The following is a 19,069-nucleotide window of genomic DNA, read 5'->3' on the forward strand; positions in this document are numbered from 1 at the left end:
GCCGGAATCGATGTTGTGAGCCGGTTCATCGCCGAGATCGTTGTACCGGCGAACCCGCCTTGGCACCGTGATGTCCGAGGAGGCGGGAATGAGTCGATACGCGCGCGTGGCGTTCACCGACGCGGTCCGGGACATGCAGGTGGAGCAGGGCAGCCGCCCACCGCACCGCAGGGACCTGGGCTCGGCGGTGGGCGCCGACCCGGATCCGCTGGGTGAGCGGGAGACCGCGTTCATCAGCGAGCGGGACGGCTGCTACCTCGCGACCGTCGGTGCGACCGGCTGGCCGTACGTGCAGTTCCGCGGCGGTCCGCCCGGGTTCCTGCACGTGCTCGACCCCCGCACGCTCGGGTACGCGGACGTGCGGGGGAATCGGCAGTACATCACCGACGGGAACGTGCGCGGCGACGACCGGGTCGCCATGTTCTTCATGGACTACGCGCACCGCACCAGGCTCAAGCTGTTCGGGCGCGCGCAGGTGCGCGGCCTCGACGACGACCCGGCGTTGACCGCCGAGCTGAGCGAGCCGCGCACCGACGGCCGGGTGGAACGGTTGGTGCTGATCAACGTCGAGGGCTACGACTGGAACTGCCCGAAGCACATCCCGCACCGCTACTCCGCGGCAGACCTGGCCAAGCTGAACCACCGCGTGGACCAGCTCGAAGCGGAGAACGCAGCGCTGCGGGCCCGGCTCGGGGAGTGATCAGGCGGTGCCTTCGTAGGCTTTGCGCAGGGCCTTCACGTCGAGCTTGTGCATGGTGTACATCGCCTGCTTGAGGCGGTCGGTGCGCGCCTGGTCCGGGTCGCGCAGCATCTCGAACAGCTCCTGCGGCGCGACCTGCCAGGAGAGCCCGAAGCGGTCCTTGAGCCAGCCGCACGGTCCCTGCTCACCGCCGCCCGCGAGCAGCTGCTCGGTGCGCCGGTCCACCTCTTCCTGCGACTCGCAGTCCACCATCAGCGAGATGGCTTCGGTGAAGTGGAACAGCGGGCCGCCGTTGAGCCCGACGAATCGCCGCCCGAACAGCTCGAACTCGACGGTCAGCACGCTGCCCGCCGGTCCTGGCCCGGATTCGCCGTTGCGCATGACTTCGACGATCCGGGCGTCCTCGAATATCGAGGTGTAGAACTCCGCGGCTTCCTCGGCCTGACCGTCGAACCACAGGCACGCGGTGATCTTGTTCATGGGCTTGCCTCCCGTAGCTGCGTTGTCCCGATGAGGACTCCGCGGGCCGGGGAAACTCATCGCGAACGACAGCGGTACCGGTCGGGGCGGTACCGCGAGAGCAGGGCAACGTTACGAGCAGCGGCCGGCCGAGGAAGATGCCGTTGCGAATGATCAGCACCACCCGAGCTGAGCCGTGACCGGGCGAAGCGGGAACAGCGCCGCACGGAGGAACGGGGTCCCTTCAGCAGCAGCGCGAACCGGGATTCGTGTCGCCGCGATCGACGTGCCGCCGCCAGAACTCCCGCTCGCCGAGCGGAGTGCCGGCAGGGTGGTGCGCGCGGTGGTGCTCCAAGTACCGCTCGTAGGCCGTTTCGCCGACGATGCCGCGCAGGATCTGCCAGCCCGAGCGCACTGCGCTGCGGAACCGGGCCCAAGCCGCCCGGGACGCGGAACCCCGCGCCCCGGGTGCGCCTGCTGGCGAACTCATGTGCCCGCCCCGATTTCCGCGCGCTCGCGCTGCTGCTGCCGTTCCTCGGCGGTGGGGATCAGCCCGGACGGCGCCCACAGCTGCGACTCGGTGTGCGGCACCTCGGTGTCCGGAAGCGGCTCGGTCGTGCGCAGCGCCTTGATCCACACCCGGATCGCGTCCACCAGCACGATGATGATCAGCACCGCGAACAGCACGCTGAGCACACCGTCCACAGTGGAGTTGGTGACCACCTTGTGCATCTCGTCGACGGTGCTCGCCGATCCCTTGCTGGTCTGGCCCGCATCGATCGCCGCCTGGTACGAGGCGCGCTGGGCGAAGAAGCCGAGCTTCGGGTCGGGGGAGAAGACCTTCTGCCAGCTCGCGGTCAGCGTCACCACCGCGTCCCAGGCCAGCGGCACGATCGTCACCCAGGCGTACTTAGCCCGCCCGCGCTTGATCAGGATCGTGGTGGCCACCGCCAGCGCCACCGCCGCGAGCAACTGGTTGGCGATGCCGAACAGGGGGAACAGCTGGTTGATCCCGCCCAGCGGGTCGTTGACCCCGGCCCACAGGAAGTAGCCCCAGCCGCCGACGATCGCCGCGCTGGACAGCCAGATGCCCGGCTTCCAGGTCACGTCCCCGAAGCGCTTCCACACGTTGCCGACCGTGTCCTGCAGCATGAAGCGGCCGACCCGGGTGCCCGCGTCCACCGTGGTCAGGATGAACAGCGCCTCGAACATGACCGCGAAGTGGTACCAGAACGCCCGCATCGCGTCGCCGCCCATGACCTGCGAGAACACATCGGACAGGCCGAGCGCGAGAGTCGGTGCGCCGCCGCTGCGCCCGACCAGGGTCTGCTCCTCGACCGCGGCGGCCGCTGCCGCGAGCTGCTCCGGGCTGATCTGGAACCCGATTCCGGCCACGGCTTGCGAGGCGGATTGCACGGAGTCGCCGAGCGCCGAGCTGGGCATGTTCATCGCGTAGTACATGCCGGGGTCGATGATGCAGGCCGCGGCCAGCGCCATGATCGCCACGAAGGACTCGGTGAGCATCCCGCCGTAGCCGATGACCCGGACCTGCGACTCCTTCTCGATCAGCTTCGGCGTGGTGCCGGAGGACACCAGCGCGTGGAAGCCGGACAGCGCGCCGCAGGCGATCTGGATGAACACGAACGGGAACAGCGCGCCCGCGAACACCGGCCCCTGGCCGTTCCAGGCGAACTCGGTGACCGCCTCGGTCTTCATGGCGGGCATCGCGATCACGATCGAGATCGCCAGCATCACGATGACGCCGACCTTCATGAACGTGCTCAGGTAGTCCCGCGGTGCCAGCAGCATCCACACCGGCAGCACCGAGGCGACGAACCCGTAGACGATCAGCGCGAACACGACCTCGTTGCCGGTGAGCGTGAACGTCTCGGCCAGCGCGGAGTCGGCGACCCAGCTGCCGCCGACGATGCTCAGCAGCAGCAGGACGATGCCGATGATCGAGGTCTCGATGATCCGGCCGGGCCGCACGTAGCGCAGGTAGAAACCCATGAACAGCGCGATCGGGATCGTCATGCCGATCGAGAAGCTGCCCCACGGCGAGCCCTTCAGCGCGCCGACCACGACCAGCGCCAGCACCGCCAGCAGGATGATCATGATGGCGAGCACCGCGACCAGCGCCGCCGCACCGCCGACCGGGCCGATCTCCTCGCGGGCCATCTGCCCGAGGCTGCGCCCGTTGCGCCGGGTGGAGAAGAACAGCACCACCATGTCCTGCACCGCACCGGCGAACACGACTCCGACGATGATCCAGATCGTGCCGGGCAGGTAACCCATCTGCGCGGCCAGCACCGGGCCGACCAGCGGCCCGGCACCGGCGATCGCGGCGAAGTGGTGGCCGAACAGCACCCGGCGGTCGGTCGGCTGGAAGTCGGTCGCGTTGTTCAGCCGTTCCGCGGGGGTCGCGCGGGTGTCGTCCACCCGCAGCACCCGTTTCGCGATGAACCGGGCGTAGAAGCGGTAGGCGATCGCGTACGAGGCCAGCGCGGCGAACACCAGCCAGGCGGCGGAGATCTCCTCGCCGCGGCTGATCGCGATGACCCCCCAAGCGACGGCGCCGACCGCCGCCACCAGCACCCACGTGATGATCTGCGCAGGGCTCCACTTGCGTCGCTGCGGTGACCCGCCGCTTGGGGTCGCCGTTGTCGTCGTGCTCGCCACCGTCCCCGGACTCCGTTCTGCGATCGCGATCTTCGCGGGCGCATCGTGCTGATCTGATCGCACTGATGTGCAAAGCAGTCGCAAGGATCTGCCTGCGATGTCCTCGATGTCCAGTGGAAGACCGGGAAGTAATCGGGATGTAAGAGACTTCGCCGGTCGCCCGCACATTTGCGGCCGGGGATGTTGCGCCGGGGCCACCGCCGCACCGGTGGCCCCGCCCCGGCTCAGCCGTTGTGCTTGGCCACCACGGACGCGAACTGGTCCAGCCGCGCCAGCGACTCGTCGCGCGGCTCCGTCGGCAGGTAGAACAGCAACCGGTCCACCCCGGCCTGCTCGTACTCCTCCACGACCGCCTCGCGCGGCGCGGCGTACAGCGAAACCGGAACCCGCCAGCCCGCCTGGTCGCGGACCTTGCTGATCAGGTCGCCGAGGTTCTCGACACCTGCGCGGGGGAGCCAGCCGCCGCCGTACTCGGCCACCCGCCGGAACGCGCGGTCGCTCTCGCCGCCGATGTAGATCGGCGGGTGCGGGCGCTGCACCGGCTTCGGCCACGCGTAGATCGGGTCGAAGTCGACGTGCTCGCCGTGGAACTCGGCCTCGTCCTTCGTCCAGATCTCCCGCATGGCCCGGATCCGCTCGTCCATCAGCGCGCCGCGGGTGCGCGGGTCGGTGCCGTGGTTGCGCATCTCCTCGCGGTTCCAGCCCGCGCCGATGCCGAACAGCGCCCGCCCGCCGGAGACCAGGTCGAGGCTGGCGACCTCCTTGGCGGTGGTGATCGGGTCCCGCTCGATCATCAGCGCGATCCCGGTCCCGAGCAGCAGGTTGTCGGTGACCGCCGCGGCCGCGGTGAGGCTCACGAACGGGTCCAGCGTGCGGTAGTACATCCGCGGCAGGTCGCCGCCGCCCGGGTACGGGGTCTCCCGGCTGACCGGGATGTGCGTGTGCTCGGCGAGGAACATCGCGTCGAACCCGCGCTGCTCCAGCGCGCGACCGAGTTCCGCCGGGCCGATGCCCTCGTCGGTGTTGAACGTCGAGATGCCGAATTTCATGGCCGTTGAGGCGGCCGGGAGGCCGCCTATCCTCCCATCCGATCGCGCCGGTTGCTTCGCCGACGGTAGTCGACCGCCACCGCCGCGGCATCGGGTGCGTCGGTGGTGCCGCGGTGGTCCCGGAGATCGTCGATCTCCGGCGCGCGCAACCGGAGTCGCGTATGTCCAATTCGGACAGATCGGTGCGGGTGGGGCAGTGCGCAACCGCCGGGCGGTGCCGTTCGGCCTGCCGCGACCGGCCGAACAGGACCCGTCCATCCGGCACCCGCGGTGTCCCCGGCGATCCACTCCGTAATCGCGCGTCCGGCGGGCGATAAGCTGACCTCCTCCACCGGTCGGCGTCTCGGCTGCGAAACCGGTATGCGTCGGCTGCCAACCGCCAAGGAGGTCTGGGCGTCATGGACAGATGTGACGGTTTCGATCGCATTGCCCGTGACCGCCCGGCCGGGCGACGGGCTGGCGGCCATGGATGAACTGACGACCAAGCTGACCGAGCTCTACCAGGACAACTACCGGCAACTGCTGCGGATCGCGGTGCTGCTCGTGGACGATCGGGCTGCCGCGGAGGACATCGTGCAGGACGCCTTCGTGCGGGTCTACGACTCCCGCGCGCGGCTGCGCGACCCGGACAAGGCGCTGGCGTTCCTGCGCCAAGCGGTGCTCAACCGCGCTCGGTCGGTGCTGCGGCGCCGGAAGGTCGCCAAGCGCTACCAGCCCCGGATCGCCACCGAGGACTCCCGCCCGGACGACACCGGCCGCGGCTTGGACCGGGCGGTGCTGGCCGACGCGCTCACGCAGTTACCCCGCAGGCAGCGGGAAGCGGTCGTGCTGCGCTACTACGCGGACTTCAGCGAAGCGCGCACCGCGGAGTTGATGGGCGTCAGCCAGGGCGCGGTGAAGTCGTACTGCTCGCGCGGGGTGGCGCGGCTGTCGGATCTGCTGCGGGAGCGGGTGTGAACGAACGAGAAGGCGCGCCGGAGGCCGCCGAACTGCGCAGCGGCCTGCACGCGCTGGTGGACGACGTCGAACCGCGCGGCGATGCGCTGGCGAAGCTGCTCGCCGCGCGGCGGCGCCATACCCGGAAGGCCCCGCGGCGCCCGCTGTTCGCGGTCGGCGGTGCCGCGGTCGCGGCCGCGGCCGTGTTCCTGGTCGCGCTGGTGGCGTTGCCCGGTGCGCCGCGCCGTCCGGAGCCGGTCAGCGTCGCGCCGAACAGCTACGTGGCCGCTTCCGCGGACGGGGAGCTGGCTTCGTACGACGTGCTCTCCGGCCGGCAAGTGCGCCCGCTGGCGCAGCTCGGTGCGCCCGTGCGGGGTGCGCCGGCCGCGGACGGCGTGCGGATTTTCGCGCGGATTCCGGCAGGTGGAGGCGAGGACGTCGTCGGCGTCTCCGCGGACGGAACGCGGTGGCGGGTCGCGCACGCAACCCGCCCGGGCTCGGTGCTCGCGGCCGGTGGCGGCCGGGTCGCGCACGTCGACGCCGATCAGGTCGTGGTGTCCGGAAGCGGTGCGGAGCAACGGATCCCGGTGCCCGCGGGACAGCGGGTGACCGACCTCGCGCTCGGCGGTGACGGCCGGTTGGCGGTGTTGACCTCGTCCGGTGCGGACAGTCAGCTGGGAGTCGTGCCGCCTGGCGCCACCACCATGCGGCCGCTCGCGCTGCCCGCGGGGACCTGCGGCCCGTTGGCGGTGACCTGGTCCGGCGGCAAGATCGCCGCGTTGAGCCCGGCCGCGTGCGACGGCTCATCTGGGCGGGTGCGGATCACCACCGTCGACGAGAACGGGGAGATGATCGGCGCGGGTGCGCCGGTCGACCTCGGTGCGTTGCCCGGTCCGGAGCGGTTGCAGCTGTCCACCGACCCGCTCGGGCGGTTCCTGATCTCGGTCACCGGGGGAGGACAGTGGCTCGTCGACGGGTCCGCGGTGCGGCCGGTGCCGCGCGCGTGCGCGCCGTCCGGGGAGTGCGCGGCCGAACCCGGGACGTTCTGGGGCTGACTCCCCGGCCTGCGGCCGTCACCCGGCCCGCCGCCCGCCGAACGTGCCGGTGCTGCTCTGAACGGGCGAACCCCGTCCGCCGCAGGACTCGGAGCCGCCCGCTCGCACCCGGCGACGCGGGCGCGCGTCGGCCAAGATCCCTCTCAGCCGGACTCATCTGCTGGTCGGACCCCATCCGTTGGTCGGAACCGACGCGCGAATCTCGCCAGGGGTGAGGAGATCGTCGCCCGTTCCTGCCCGCTCGTTCTCAGGCATTCGTTGGTACGTGCACGCCGTCGAGCTGCTGGACCAGGCTGTTCTGCGCGCTACCGCCGCCTGTGAACACGAGCAGCACGACGGCCACGAGCACCACCGCGGCCGCCACGCCGACCGCGAGCCAGCGGTTGCGGGTGGGCGATGCCGAAAGCCGGGCGAGGTGGCCGCGCGGTTTCCCGGGCGCGGGCTCCTGCGCGATCTTCGGGATCAGCATCGTGTTCGCCGAAGCCATGTCTGGCGCCACCGCGTCCGGGAACCCCTCGGTGGTCAACTCGGACACCGAGCGCCCGCCCGCTCGCGCATCGACGGCCTCGAGCAACCGCCGCGCGGGCTCGACGCCGCAGGCCCGCTGGTAGGTCGTCAACTCGCGAACCGCCGCCAGCATCGTCGTCGTCGACGGATGCACCACCCGCACTCCGCGGTGCAGATCGCTGGTCGGCTGGGTGATCCGCTCGACGTAGGGGCCCACGGCGACGATCGCGCTGACCGGCAGCGGCTCGGCTCCGCGCGACTGCAAGCCCCGGGCCAGCGCGGAGGCCGATTCCAGCGCCTCCACCGCCGGGTTGATCGCGCCGTGCGACCGCAGCAGCGGCCAGCCGTCGACCGTCCACGGCGTCCGCACCGGCGCTTCCAGGCGAAGCGCGGCCGCAGGCAGGTCGGCGCCGACGACGACCACGATCCCGTGCGGCAGCACCAGCACGGCATCGAGTTCGCGCGGCCCGCCCGGCGGCCGGACGCCGAACAGCGCGATCCCGCCGAGCACGCCGTCGCCCGCGCCCCAAGCCGAAATGGCCGCGCGGACGTCCGCGCCGATCTCGCTGGGCTCCTTGCCGAGCCGCACCACGCGCATCGCTGTCTCCGTTCGGCGAATCCGGTCCCCTACCGGCGCCCGGCCCAGCAGCGCGGCCGGGGCAGCACCGCATTCTCGCGCACCCTCCTCCGAAAGAGTGGTAATGCCCCCGGCCGGAGTACCGCCGCGATTGCTCCTTCCGAGCGCGCAAGATCCGCCGCGCAGCGTCTCGATCTGCGACGATCCCGCGCCGCCGAGACCAGGCGGGGTGGTGCCCCGGCCGGTGCGGGCGGTTCCCCGGTCGGGGCCTTCATCAACTTCGTCTGGCGCCCGCGCTCATCGCACGTGCAGAATGACGCCGCACGCTGTGGGTCACCCGCTTGCGCAGCGGTGACCGGGCAACGCCGGTGGCGAGGTCGTAGGGGAAGACGTCCCTCGTCGAACAGCGGAGGTCAGCAGTGAGCACCCGTGGCAGCACAAGTGGCGTGGTCTACGTCCACTCGTCGCCGTCTGCGGTCTGTCCGCACGTCGAGTGGGCTGTGTCCAGCGCACTCGGGATCCGGGCGGAACTCCGCTGGACGGCACAACCGGCCGCGGCCGGGCAGTTGCGTGCCGAACTCACCTGGAGCGGCGCACCCGGCACCGGTTCGCGCTTGGTCACCGCGCTGCGCGCCTGGCCGATGCTGCGTTTCGAGATCACCGAGGATCCCAGTCCCGGGGTGGACGGGCAGCGGTTCTGCCACGTGCCCGGGCTGGGGCTGTGGTGGGCTTGCACCAGCGCCAACGGCGACATCGTGGTCAGCGAGGACCAGCTGCGCACGCTCGCGGCCAACAGCCGCGGCCCGGATTCGTTCACCCACCGCGTCGACCAGCTGCTCGGCTCGGCCTGGGACGAAGAGCTGGAAGCGTTCCGCGGTGCGGGCGATGGCGCACCGGTCAGCTGGCTGCACCGGGTGGGCTGAACGGCGGTTCGTATCCGGGTGCGCCCCGGGCTGCCGGTGCGTTGTGGGAGCCTGATCGGCGTGCAGTCGAGATCTCCCGCCCGGTTGTCCTGGTTGAAGTGGGGCGCGCCCCTCGCGATCGCCGTGCTGCTCGGCGCGGTGGTCGGCGGGCTGCTGCTGGACCGCGCGACGGCGCGTCCGAGCGCCGCTTCGGCCGGGCAGGCGCCCAAGGCGCAGCCGCAGAACTCCGGGCTCACCGAGATCGAGTTCTCCCCGGACGCGCAGGCCCACCCGGACAGCAGCAAGATCCACTGGACGCTGCAGCTGCACTTCAACGCGATCAACATGCGCCAGTACGACACCTGGAAGAACACCGTCGTGCAGGCCAAGCAGCGGCAGCTGCCGGAAGCGAAGTGGAAGCGCGAATACGAGAGCACGCGGGATTCGGCGATCAAGGTGCACCGGATCGAACCAGGGCCGAACGACTCGCTGCGGCTGCTGCTGAGCTTCGTCAGCACCCAGAAACCCAGCGACGCTCCTTCCGGGATGAACGAGCCCTGCCTGAACTGGTCGGTGGTGTATCCGGTGGTGCTGGACTCCGGGGCGTTCCGGGTGGACGTCACGCCACCCGGGGCGGCGGTCGCCCGACCGTGCTGAGAGGCCCGATCAGAACCGCGCGGCGATCCGGCGGGTCGCTTCGTGGGCTTCGGGTAGTTCCTGCAGGATCCAGCCGTGGAACATTCCCGGGTATTCTTCGTAGTCGAGCTCGACGCCGCGTTGCGCGGCCAGCGCCCGCAGCCGCCGGGAATCCGCTAGCAGCACATCGCGGGTGCCGATGAACACGCTCAGCGGCGCCAATCCGGTGAGTTCCCCGTAAATCGGGCTCACCCGCGGATCGTGCGGATTCAGCCCGTCCGAATACAGGCGGCCGGCTTCCCGGAGCCCCTCGATGCCGAGGAACGGGTCGTGCCGGTCCAGCGCCGGCATCGTGGGGTGGGTGACCGTGATGTCCAGCCACGGCGAGATCAGCACGATGCGCCGCGGCTGCGCACGGCCCTGCGATTTCCGCCGCTGCGCGAGGAAAAGGCTCAGCCCGCCGCCCGCGGAATCGCCCATGATCACCAGGTCGGCGGGGGACACGTCGCGCAGCGCTGATTCGTGCGCTTCCCACACCATCGCGAGCGTTTCGTCGTACTGGTGCCTGGGAGCCAGCGGGTAGAGCGGAATCGTCACCGTCGCCGAAGTCTCGTCCACCAGGCGGCTGAAGAATCGCCAGTGCGCCGATTCCACCTGGTGCACGTAAGCGCCGCCGTGCAGGTAGAAGATGTGCCGCGAGCTCTGCGGCCGGTGCGGGCGGATCGTGAAGCAGCGGTGGCCGCGCACGTCGCTTCCGGTCACCACGTGCCGTTCGCGCAGCCAATCCGGCAATTGCGCCGCTTCGGACTGGTTGTCCTCGGCGCTTCGGCGCAAGTTTCCGGCGGTGCGGAAAATGCGTTTCTGCCCGGTGAGCCAGTACTTCGCGATGACGGCCTTGCTGTGCAGGCTCACCATTTCCGCGCCACCTCCTCGGGTCGCATCAACGGCATCGCGCGCAGCTGGAATACCCGAATTCGGCAGCGCACAAACTGCGCCGTGGAAATGACGAAGGCCCACCCGCAAGAACCGGGTGGGCCGTTGTCGTGCTCGCGATCAGAGCGGGATGTTGCCGTGCCTGCCGCGCCCAGCGGGTGCACCGGCGAGCTCTTCGGCGACGCGGCGGCGGGTGTCCTTGGGCTCGATGACGTCGTCGACGACACCGATGGACACGGCCCGGTCGACACCGCCCGCGACGCGCTCGTGCTCTTCTGCGAGCTTGTCCTGCAGCGCTTCGCGTTCTTCCGCGGGTGCGGCCGCCAGCGCCTTGCGGTGCAGGATGCCGACGGCGGCCTTGGCGCCCATGACCGCGACCTCCGCCTCGGGCCAGGCGAACACGGTGGTCGCGCCGAGCGAGCGGGCGTTCATCGCGATGTACGCACCGCCGTAGGACTTGCGCAGCACCAGCGTCACCCGCGGCACGACTGCCTCGCCGAAGGCGTGCAGCAGCTTCGCGCCACGTCGAACCACGCCACCCCACTCCTGCCCGAGGCCGGGCAGGTAGCCCGGGGTGTCGACCATGACCAGCAGCGGGATGCCGAACGAGTCGCACAGCCGCACGAACCTGGCCGCCTTCTCGGCCGACAGCGAGTCCAGGCAACCGCCCTTGCGCAACGGGTTGTTCGCCATGACGCCGACCGCGCGGCCGCCGAGGCGGCCCAGGCCGACGACCATGTTCGGCGCCCACTTGGCCTGCAGCTCCTCGAATTCCGCGGAGCCGTCCTCGCGTTCGTCCAGGATGCCGCAGATGACCGGCTTGACGTCGTAGGCACGCTGCGGCCGATCCGGCAGCAGCGCCCGCAGATCCTCGCCATCCTGCACCGAAGCGGGGTCGAACACGCCGGGTGCGGCGAACAGGCCGGTGAACCGGCGGGCGCGGTCGTAGGCGTCGTTCTCGCTGTTCGCGACGACGTGCACGACGCCGGACTTGGTGCCGTGCGCCTCGCCGCCGCCGAGCCCCTCCTGGTCGATCTGCTCACCGGTGACGCTGCGCACCACGTCGGGTCCGGTGACGAACACCCGCCCGTCCGGCGCCATGATCACCAGGTCGGTCAGCGCAGGCCCGTAGGCGGCACCGCCCGCGGCGGGACCGACCACCACGGAGATCTGCGGCACCTGCCCGGAAGCGCGGATGATCGCGGCGAACACCTGGCCCATGCCGTCCAGCGCCTCCACGCCTTCGGGCAGCCGGGCGCCACCGGAGTGCCACACCCCGAGCACCGGGCACCGGTCCCGCACCGCGGCATCGATGGCGTCCACGATGCGCAGGCACCCGTCGATGCCCATCGCACCGCCCATCTTGGTGCCGTCGGTGCAGTAGACGATCACCTTGACGCCGGAGATGCGCCCGCGCACCGCCAGCACGCCGCTGCTGTCGGGCTCGTGCAGCGGCTCGATCGAACCCGCGTCCAGCAGCTGCGCGAGCCGCAGCTGCGGGTCGCGGGAGTCGGCCGGAGCGGGCTCGGGCGCCTCGGCGGTACTCGGTCGGTCGTCCAATGCGGTCATCGGTTCCCCCTGGTCGGTGTGGCGGATCGGGTGCTCAGGCCTTGGTGAACGCGAGCGCGACGTTGTGCCCGCCGAAACCGAAGGAGTTGTTGACCGCGGTGGACAGCGCGACCTGCCGGGGCTTGTCGGTGACCACGTCCAGCTCGACCTTCGGGTCCTGCTCCTCGAGGTTCAGCGTGTGCGGGATCTGTCCGGTGTGGATGGACAGCAGCGTCGCGATGCTCTCCACCGCGCCCGCACCGCCGACCAGGTGCCCCAGCGCGCTCTTCGGCGCGGTCAAGGTGACGCCGTCGCCGACGGCCTTGCGGATCGCCGCGGCCTCGCCCACGTCACCGACCACCGTGGAGGTGGCGTGCGCGTTGACGTGCTCGACCTCCGAAGGCGACAACCCGGCCGTGTGCGCGGCCTGGACCATGGCGTTGATCTGGCCGATGCCGTCCGGGTGGTTGCCGGTGATGTGGTGCGCGTCGGAGGTGATGCCCACCCCGGCGAGCTGCCCGTAGATCCGCGCACCGCGGGCCTTGGCGTGCTCGGCGCTTTCCAGCACCACCACGCCGGCGCCTTCGCCGAGCACGAACCCGTCGCGGCCGGTGTCGAACGGGCGGGAAGCGTGTTCCGGATCGTCGTTGCGGGTGCTCAAGGTCCGGGCCTGGCAGAACCCGGCGACGGTGATCTGATGGATGCAGGCTTCCGCACCGCCTGCCACCACCACGTCGGCCTGCCCGTTGCGGATCATCTCCCAGCCCCGCGCCAGACCTTCCGCGCCGGACGCGCAGGCCGAGGCGGGCGAGTGCACGCCCGCGCGCGCCCGCAGTTCGATGCTGACGTGCGCGGCCGGGCCGTTCGGCATCAGCATCGGCACGGTCAGCGGGGAGATCTTGCGCAGCCCCTGGTTCTCCAGCAGATCGTCCTGCTCCAGCAGCGTCATCGGGCCGCCGATGCCGGTGCCCAGCGCGACGCCGAGGCGCTCCGGCTGGACCGGCTCGTGCTCGTCGGTCGGCATCTCGTAGCCCGCGTCGCTCCACGCCTGCCGCGCCGCGATCATCGCGACCGCCTCGCAGCGGTCCAGCCGGCGCAGCTGCACCCGCGGCAGCACCTCGGATGGATCGACCGCCAGCGGAGCCCCGATCTTGGCGGGCAGGTCGTAGGTCTCGACCCACTCCGCTTCGAGCCTGCGCGTCCCGCTGCGCCCGTTGAGCAGTCCGTCCCAGGTGGACGCGACGTCGCCGCCCAGCGGCGTCGTCGCGCCCAGCCCGGTGACGACGACCTCGGTCGCCGTCATGCGTTCTTGGTGATGTAGTCCACCGCATCACCCACGGTCTTCAGGTTCGCCAGCTCGTCGTCGGGGATCTTGACGCCGAACTTGTCCTCGGCCTGGACGGCGATCTCCACCATCGACAGCGAGTCGATGTCCAGGTCGTCGACGAACGACTTCTCGACGGCCACGTCCTCGGCGTCTACCCCGGCGACCTCTTCGACGATCCCGGCGAGTCCCTTGGTGATTTCCTCGTTCGCCACGGTGGTTCCTTCCTTGTTGGTGCACCGCGGAGCTGCGCCCGCGGCGGTACTGGTGAGCGCGATCGCGCTATGGGCAGATGACGACCTGGCCGCCGTAGGACAGTCCGGCCCCGAAGCCGACCAGGAGCAGCACGTCCCCGCTGGAGATCTCGCCTGCCGACCGCATGTGGTCGATGGCGAGCGGGATCGAAGCGGCGGAGGTGTTGCCGGAATGCACGATGTCACGGGCGATCACCAGGTCGTCGCGGGCACCCTGGCTCTGCAGCTTCTTGGCGATCGCTTCCACGATGCGCAGGTTCGCCTGGTGCGCGACCAGTGCGTCCACATCGGACAGTTCGAGTCCGGCGAGTTCGACGGCGTGCTTGGCGACCGGCGCGATCTGCGTGGTCGCCCACCGGAAGACCGACTGGCCTTCCTGGTAGATGTACTTGCCATCGCGCAGGTAGATGGTGTCCACCAGATCGCCCGCGCTGCCCAGCGAGGCCGGCCCGATGCCGGGTTCGTCGGCCGGTCCGACCACGGCCGCGCCCGCGCCGTCGGCGAAGATGATGCAGTTCGCGCGGTCCTCCCAGTCCAGCCATTCCTGGAACCGCTCGGCGCCGATCACCAGCACCCGGCCCGCCGAACCGGCCCGCACCAGGTCCGATGCGGTGTTCAGCGCGTAGCAGAACCCGGCGCAGGCGGCGTTGAGGTCGAACGCGGCCGATGCGGTGATCCCGATCTGGTCGGCGACCTGCGCCGCGGCGTTCGGGATGCCGCCGGGCATCGTGCAGGTGGCGATGATCACCTGGTCCACGTCGGCCGGGGTCAGGCCCGCGTTCGCGATCGCCTTGGAACCGGCCTCGATGGACATCGTGACGACGTTCTGGTCGTCATCGCCGAGGCGGCGGCTGACGATCCCGACGCGCTGCTGGATCCACTCGTCGTTGGTGTCGACGACCTCGGCCAGGTCGTGGTTGGTCACCACCCGGTTGCCCTGGGTGCTGCCGAAGCCGAGCAGCTTGGTCGCCGCCGGGCCGGCGGACTGGCGCAGGGTGGGTGTGCTCACGCATCGCTCCCGGAGGTGTCGGCGCCGGTGCGGTCCGCGTCCAGCAGTTCGGCGACTTTGTCGAGGTCTTCGGGCTTTTTCAGCGCGACCGTCTTGGTGCCCTTGAGCTCGCGGCGCACCAGCCCGGTCAGGGTGCCCGCCGGGGGGAGTTCGACGACGGCTCCGACGCCGCGCTCGGCGAGGGTGCTCATGCAGGAGTCCCAGCGCACCGGGCGGGTGATCTGCTCGACCAGGCGGCGCACGATCTCGTCGGCGTCTTCCACGACCGCGCCGTCGGCGTTGGACAGCAGCGGCAGCTTGGGCGGCGCGGCCGCCGCGTCGTCGGCCTGCTTGCCGAAGGCGTCCCTGGCGGGGGCCATGAACCGGGTGTGGAAAGCCCCGGCCACCGGCAGCGGGCGGATCTTGGTGCCCGCCGGCGGTTCTTCGCCGAGCGCTTCCAGCGCGGGTTTGCGGCCTGCGGCGACGATCTGACCGGCACCGTTGCGGTTGGCCGGGTCCAGCCCGAGGCTCGTCAGGTGCTCCACCACGGCTTCCGGGTCGCCGCCCATCACCGCGGACATCGCGGTGGGCTCCAGCGCGCACGCGGCCGCCATCTCCCGGCCGCGCACCGCGGCCAGCGCGACCGCGTCGTCCGGGGAGAGCACCCCGGCGATGGCGGCGGCGGCCAGCTCACCCACCGAGTGCCCGGCGACCGGAGTGTTGGCGGGGATGTCGTGGCGGCTGGTGAGATCCTGGGCTGCCAGCAGGGACAGCGCCACCACCAGCGGCTGGGTGACGGCGGTGTCCTTGATCTCGTCGGCGTCCGCGGTGGTGCCCAGCCGCTCCAGGTCCAGCCCGGCGCGCTCGGACCAGGCCTGCACGCGAGCGCGGGCGCCGTCGAGTTCGAGCCACGGCGCGAGCATTCCGGGCGACTGCGCGCCCTGTCCGGGGGCGAGAAGTGCGATCACACCTGCCACTACACATGTCGCGGCGAGATCGGCGTGATGTCGCCACGGACGAAGTCCGGAGCGCAATCTTGTGGAGTGTCTACAACGACAGCCCCGATTCGGGCATCCTGGAACGCGAATCGTTGTTGAGGATGTCGGTCCGGTGACAGCTGGTTCAACAGCGGGAGAATCACCAGAGCCCGCGGGCGCGGGCGAGCCTGCCCACCGACAACGCCACTCGCAGCACCAATCCGTCGCGGGCGTTCGACGGGGTGCGCCCGGTCAGCTCCGCCACTCGCCGCAGCCGGTAGCGCACGGTGTTCGGATGCACGTACAGCTGGCGCGCGCAGCTCTCCAGCACGCCGCCGAGTTCCAGGTAGGTGTCCACGGTCTCCATCAGCGCGCCGCCCGCGTCGACCAGCGGCAGCACGATGCCCTCCACCAGCTGCCGCTCCGCCTCCGGATCACCGGCCAGCGCGCGTTCCGGCAGCAGGTCCTCCGCCAGCACCGGGCGCGGCGCGGTCGGCCAGGCCACCACCGCGCGCAGGCCGGACATCGCGTCGGCCGCGGAGCGGTGCGCCTCGGACAGGGTGGACACGGTCGGGCCGACCACGACCGGGCCCTCGTCGAACGCCTCGGTGAGCTTGGCCGCGGCTTCCTGCGTGGCCCGCTCACCGGAGGAACCGCCGAACACCACCACCAGGCGGGTGCCCTGCACGCCCAGCAGCACCGGGCGTCCGGCTCGGGCCGCGCGGCTGCGCACCTGGTAGACGATCGTCGGCGGGTCGTCGGAGGGAGCGGTGCCGACGACCACGGTGGCTTCCGAGCCCTGCTCCCAGCCGAGGGCGGCGGCGCGCGAGAGCAGCGACTCCTCCGGGTCGCCGCGCACGATACCGTCCACGACCAGCGCTTCCAGCCGCGCGTCCCAGGCGCCGCGGGCTTCCGCGGCCGCCGCGTAGGAGGTCGCGGCCGCGAACGCGATCTCCCGCGTGTAGCGCAGGATCGACTCGGTGAGCGCGGTGCGCTCGGCGTCGTGCGCGGCCAGTTCCGGCAGGCGCTGCTCGAACACGTCGATCGCGGCCCGCACCAGGTCCAGCGTCTGGCGCAGGCTCACCCAGCGGGACAGGTCCTTCGGCGCGGCGCGGAAGGCTTCGGCGGTCAGCCGGATCGCCTCGGTCGGGTCCTGCAGCCAGGCGACGAAGTTGGACACCCCGGTCTGGGTCACCAGCAGCACGCTCGCGCGTTGATCGGCGGGCAACCGCCGGAACCACGGCAGCCGCTGCTCCATCGCGCCGATGCTCGCGGTGGCCAGGTCCCCGGAGGCCCGCTCCAGGGCGCGCAGCGTGCTCGCGGAGACCCGCTCGCCTGGATCACCTGCGCTTTCGGATTCCATGCGGCACAGAATCGCACGTCGGCCGAGCCCGTCGGCGAGGGTGCGGCGGGATGCGCTCGCGCTCGCCGGGCCGATGGCTACCGCGGCGTCGTGCAGGCTCCGTTCGCTGGTATTTCATCCGGTCGGGCGTGGTCAACGCGGCCGAAGGCGGGACAGGATGGCACGCACAGCACGCGCACGCGCGGGGGAGTGATCGACATGGCGTTGCCGCTGGTGTGGCTCGCGGACGTGTTGCGGGCGGCCGGACTGACCGTCCAGGAGACGCCCGGTTGGCAGCAGCGTGCCGCCGACTCCGGTGATCCGCCGGAACCGGTGGGCGTGCTGGAGCACCACACGGCCACCGAAGCCTCCTACGAGAACCCGGCGCCGAGCCTGGACCTGGTCGTGGAAGGACGCGAGGACCTGGCCGGTCCGCTGTGCCACGGGCTGATCGGGTTCGACGGGGTGGTGCACCTGATCGCCGCGGGCCGCGCCAACCACGCCGGGCGGGCCAAGGAGTCCGGGCCGGTGCCCGCGGGTGACGGCAACGTGCTCTACGTCGGCTTCGAGTGGGACTACCAGGGCGTCGAGCAGGGGCCGAGCCCGGAGCAGTACTCGGCGGCGCTGACCGCGACCCGGGCCGTGCTGGAGCACCTCGGCGCACCGCCCGAGGCGGCGCGCGGCCACAAGGAGACCAGCGTCACCGGCAAGATCGACCCCGGGCACGTGGATCTGGAACGCTTCCGCGCCGAACTGGCCAACACCCGACAGGAGGACGCCGAGATGACCCCTGAACAGGACGCGATCCTGCGCCGCATCGAGAACGAGCTGCTCGGGCCGCGCGGACCGGAGGGTCAGATCACCGGGTGGAACACCATGCTAGGGCCGCGCACGCCGGTGGCGATGCTGGTGGACCTGGTCAACGTGCTGGTCGCGCGGGAAACGCCTGCTCCGCAGCAGAGCCCTGACCAGCAGCAGGACGGGCGGGCCGCGCCCGCCGGTGCGGTGCCGCAGCAAGCGCCCGCGCAGGACCCGGAGGCGATCAAGGCCGCGTTCACCGCGCTGCCGCCGGAGCAGGCGGCACCGCTGCTGGCCGAACTCGTGCGCATCCAGGAATCCCGCCAGCTCTCCCCGGAGCAGCAGGCCCGCGCCACCAACCCCTGATCGCGGTGCCGCACGAGCCGACCGCGCACGCACGAGCCGACCGCGCACGCACGAGAAACGACGGACCCATGACCGAACCGACCACCGGACGTCCCTCGGCCCTGTTCGACGAACAGCGCTCTGCCGAGATCGTCGCGGGCAGCTTCGCGAACACCCCCGATCCCCGGCTGCGCGCGGTGCTGACGAAGCTGGTCGAGCACCTGCACGGCTTCGTCAAGGACGTCGAGCCGACCCCGCAGGAGTGGCAGGCGGCGATCGGCTTCCTCACCGAGACCGGCCAGACCTGCACCGACACCCGGCAGGAGTTCGTCCTGCTCTCCGATGTGCTCGGGGTGTCGATGCTGGTCGACACGCTGAACCAGCGCAGCGGCGCGGAGCTCACCGAATCCACTGTGGAGGGACCGTTCCACGTGGTGGATTCACCGCCGCGCGAACTCGGGGACGACATCGACCAGCAGGGCAAGGGAGAGCCCTGCCTGGTCACCGGCCGCGTGCTCGACCCGGCGGGCGAACCCGTCGGGGGCGCGAGCGTCGACGTGTGGCAGGCGAACGACGAAGGCTTCTACGACGTCCAGCGGCCCGGCGAGCTGCCCGAGCACAACCTGCGCGGGCTGTTCACCACCGACGAGGACGGCCGGTTCTGGTTCCGCAGCATCGTGCCGAGGCACTACCCGATCCCGGACGACGGCCCGGTCGGCGGGATGCTGCGCGCCACCGCGCGGCACCCGAACCGCCCGGCGCACATCCACTTCGAGGTCTCTGCGCCGGGGATGCGGACGTTGACCACCCACATGTTCGTGGCGGGGACGCCGTACCTGGATTCGGACGCGGTGTTCGGCGTCAAGCCCAGCCTGATCCACGAGTTCGCCACGGTCGACGACCCGCAGCGGGCCGCCGAAGCCGGCCTGCCGGTCCCGTTCCGGTGGGTCGACTTCCCCGTCACGATCGACCGGCTCGAACACGGCGCGCAAGAATGAGCGCGGACGCCGGCGCCGTCGACGTGCCTGCCGCCGGCAGCAGTGCCCGGGCCGGGGAAGAC

Annotated in this window: 19 protein-coding genes; 7 read left to right on the forward strand and 12 right to left on the reverse strand. The window is 71.2% G+C overall.

Annotated features, from left to right (window positions below; all coding sequences use genetic code 11):
• Positions 1-88 precede the first annotated feature (88 nt).
• The gene (locus V1457_RS14585) at positions 89-700 is read left to right on the forward strand and encodes a pyridoxamine 5'-phosphate oxidase family protein (RefSeq protein WP_200071015.1); all 612 of its coding nucleotides are present in this window, start codon (positions 89-91) and stop codon (positions 698-700) included.
• On the opposite strand, the gene V1457_RS14590 is transcribed toward V1457_RS14585, so the two are convergent.
• From V1457_RS14590 to V1457_RS14605, 4 genes are all read right to left on the reverse strand, one after another.
• Entirely contained in the window at positions 701-1,180 is a 480-nt protein-coding gene (locus tag V1457_RS14590) for a VOC family protein (RefSeq protein WP_295148905.1), read from the reverse strand.
• Positions 1,181-1,403: 223 nt separating this feature from the next.
• Positions 1,404-1,649, reverse strand: a complete 246-nt coding sequence (locus V1457_RS14595) for a YbdD/YjiX family protein (RefSeq protein ID WP_200071017.1) — start codon at positions 1,647-1,649, stop codon at positions 1,404-1,406.
• The gene (locus V1457_RS14600) at positions 1,646-3,766 is read right to left on the reverse strand and encodes a carbon starvation CstA family protein (RefSeq protein WP_338604987.1); all 2,121 of its coding nucleotides are present in this window, start codon (positions 3,764-3,766) and stop codon (positions 1,646-1,648) included. Before V1457_RS14600 ends, V1457_RS14595 begins: the two co-directional genes overlap by 4 nt.
• A gap of 296 nt (positions 3,767-4,062) precedes the next feature.
• Positions 4,063-4,887 carry an LLM class F420-dependent oxidoreductase gene (locus tag V1457_RS14605; protein ID WP_200071018.1) on the reverse strand — a complete coding sequence of 275 codons (825 nt, stop codon included), beginning with the start codon at positions 4,885-4,887 and terminating at the stop codon, positions 4,063-4,065.
• 408 nt (positions 4,888-5,295) lie between these two features.
• On the opposite strand from V1457_RS14605, the gene V1457_RS14610 reads away from it, so the two are divergent.
• Positions 5,296-5,844 (forward strand): SigE family RNA polymerase sigma factor, encoded by a 549-nt coding sequence (locus tag V1457_RS14610; RefSeq protein WP_200071019.1) that lies wholly within the window; start codon positions 5,296-5,298, stop codon positions 5,842-5,844.
• Complete coding sequence (locus V1457_RS14615; RefSeq protein ID WP_338604474.1) at positions 5,841-6,878, forward strand: hypothetical protein; 1,038 nt, start codon at positions 5,841-5,843, stop codon at positions 6,876-6,878. Before V1457_RS14610 ends, V1457_RS14615 begins: the two co-directional genes overlap by 4 nt.
• A gap of 247 nt (positions 6,879-7,125) precedes the next feature.
• Here V1457_RS14615 and V1457_RS14620 read toward each other — a convergent pair whose 3' ends face one another.
• On the reverse strand, positions 7,126-7,983 hold the full coding sequence (locus V1457_RS14620; RefSeq protein WP_338604477.1) for a hypothetical protein: 858 nt from the start codon (positions 7,981-7,983) through the stop codon (positions 7,126-7,128).
• 398 nt (positions 7,984-8,381) lie between these two features.
• On the opposite strand from V1457_RS14620, the gene V1457_RS14625 reads away from it, so the two are divergent.
• Positions 8,382-8,885, forward strand: a complete 504-nt coding sequence (locus V1457_RS14625) for a DUF3145 domain-containing protein (RefSeq protein ID WP_200071022.1) — start codon at positions 8,382-8,384, stop codon at positions 8,883-8,885.
• Positions 8,886-8,945: 60 nt separating this feature from the next.
• Positions 8,946-9,521 carry a hypothetical protein gene (locus tag V1457_RS14630; RefSeq protein ID WP_338604480.1) on the forward strand — a complete coding sequence of 192 codons (576 nt, stop codon included), beginning with the start codon at positions 8,946-8,948 and terminating at the stop codon, positions 9,519-9,521.
• A gap of 9 nt (positions 9,522-9,530) precedes the next feature.
• Here the strand turns inward: V1457_RS14630 and V1457_RS14635 are convergent, their stop codons facing one another.
• The 7 genes from V1457_RS14635 to V1457_RS14665 form a co-directional block, all read right to left on the reverse strand.
• Positions 9,531-10,415, reverse strand: coding sequence for an alpha/beta hydrolase (locus V1457_RS14635; protein ID WP_338604483.1), 885 nt, complete (start codon positions 10,413-10,415; stop codon positions 9,531-9,533).
• Positions 10,416-10,553: 138 nt separating this feature from the next.
• Complete coding sequence (locus V1457_RS14640) at positions 10,554-12,002, reverse strand: carboxyl transferase domain-containing protein (RefSeq protein WP_338604486.1); 1,449 nt, start codon at positions 12,000-12,002, stop codon at positions 10,554-10,556.
• 34 nt (positions 12,003-12,036) lie between these two features.
• Positions 12,037-13,284, reverse strand: coding sequence for a beta-ketoacyl synthase (locus tag V1457_RS14645; protein WP_200071026.1), 1,248 nt, complete (start codon positions 13,282-13,284; stop codon positions 12,037-12,039).
• Positions 13,281-13,520: an acyl carrier protein gene (locus V1457_RS14650; RefSeq protein WP_200071027.1), complete on the reverse strand. Its 240-nt coding sequence runs from the start codon at positions 13,518-13,520 to the stop codon at positions 13,281-13,283. Before V1457_RS14650 ends, V1457_RS14645 begins: the two co-directional genes overlap by 4 nt.
• Before the next feature lie 67 nt (positions 13,521-13,587).
• The gene (locus tag V1457_RS14655; protein ID WP_200071028.1) at positions 13,588-14,568 is read right to left on the reverse strand and encodes a beta-ketoacyl-ACP synthase III; all 981 of its coding nucleotides are present in this window, start codon (positions 14,566-14,568) and stop codon (positions 13,588-13,590) included.
• The gene (locus V1457_RS14660) at positions 14,565-15,515 is read right to left on the reverse strand and encodes an ACP S-malonyltransferase (protein ID WP_338604492.1); all 951 of its coding nucleotides are present in this window, start codon (positions 15,513-15,515) and stop codon (positions 14,565-14,567) included. Before V1457_RS14660 ends, V1457_RS14655 begins: the two co-directional genes overlap by 4 nt.
• A 169-nt stretch (positions 15,516-15,684) precedes the next feature.
• Positions 15,685-16,887: a CdaR family transcriptional regulator gene (locus V1457_RS14665; RefSeq protein WP_200071030.1), complete on the reverse strand. Its 1,203-nt coding sequence runs from the start codon at positions 16,885-16,887 to the stop codon at positions 15,685-15,687.
• Positions 16,888-17,085: 198 nt separating this feature from the next.
• Between V1457_RS14665 and V1457_RS14670 the strand changes: the two genes are divergently transcribed.
• Together V1457_RS14670 and V1457_RS14675 are read left to right on the forward strand one after the other, a co-directional pair.
• The gene (locus V1457_RS14670) at positions 17,086-18,030 is read left to right on the forward strand and encodes an N-acetylmuramoyl-L-alanine amidase (protein ID WP_295148421.1); all 945 of its coding nucleotides are present in this window, start codon (positions 17,086-17,088) and stop codon (positions 18,028-18,030) included.
• Positions 18,031-18,098: 68 nt separating this feature from the next.
• Entirely contained in the window at positions 18,099-19,007 is a 909-nt protein-coding gene (locus tag V1457_RS14675) for a dioxygenase (protein WP_338604498.1), read from the forward strand.
• Positions 19,008-19,069 lie beyond the last annotated feature (62 nt).

This window comes from Saccharopolyspora sp. SCSIO 74807, assembly GCF_037023755.1.
Lineage (GTDB): Bacteria > Actinomycetota > Actinomycetes > Mycobacteriales > Pseudonocardiaceae > Saccharopolyspora_C > Saccharopolyspora_C galaxeae.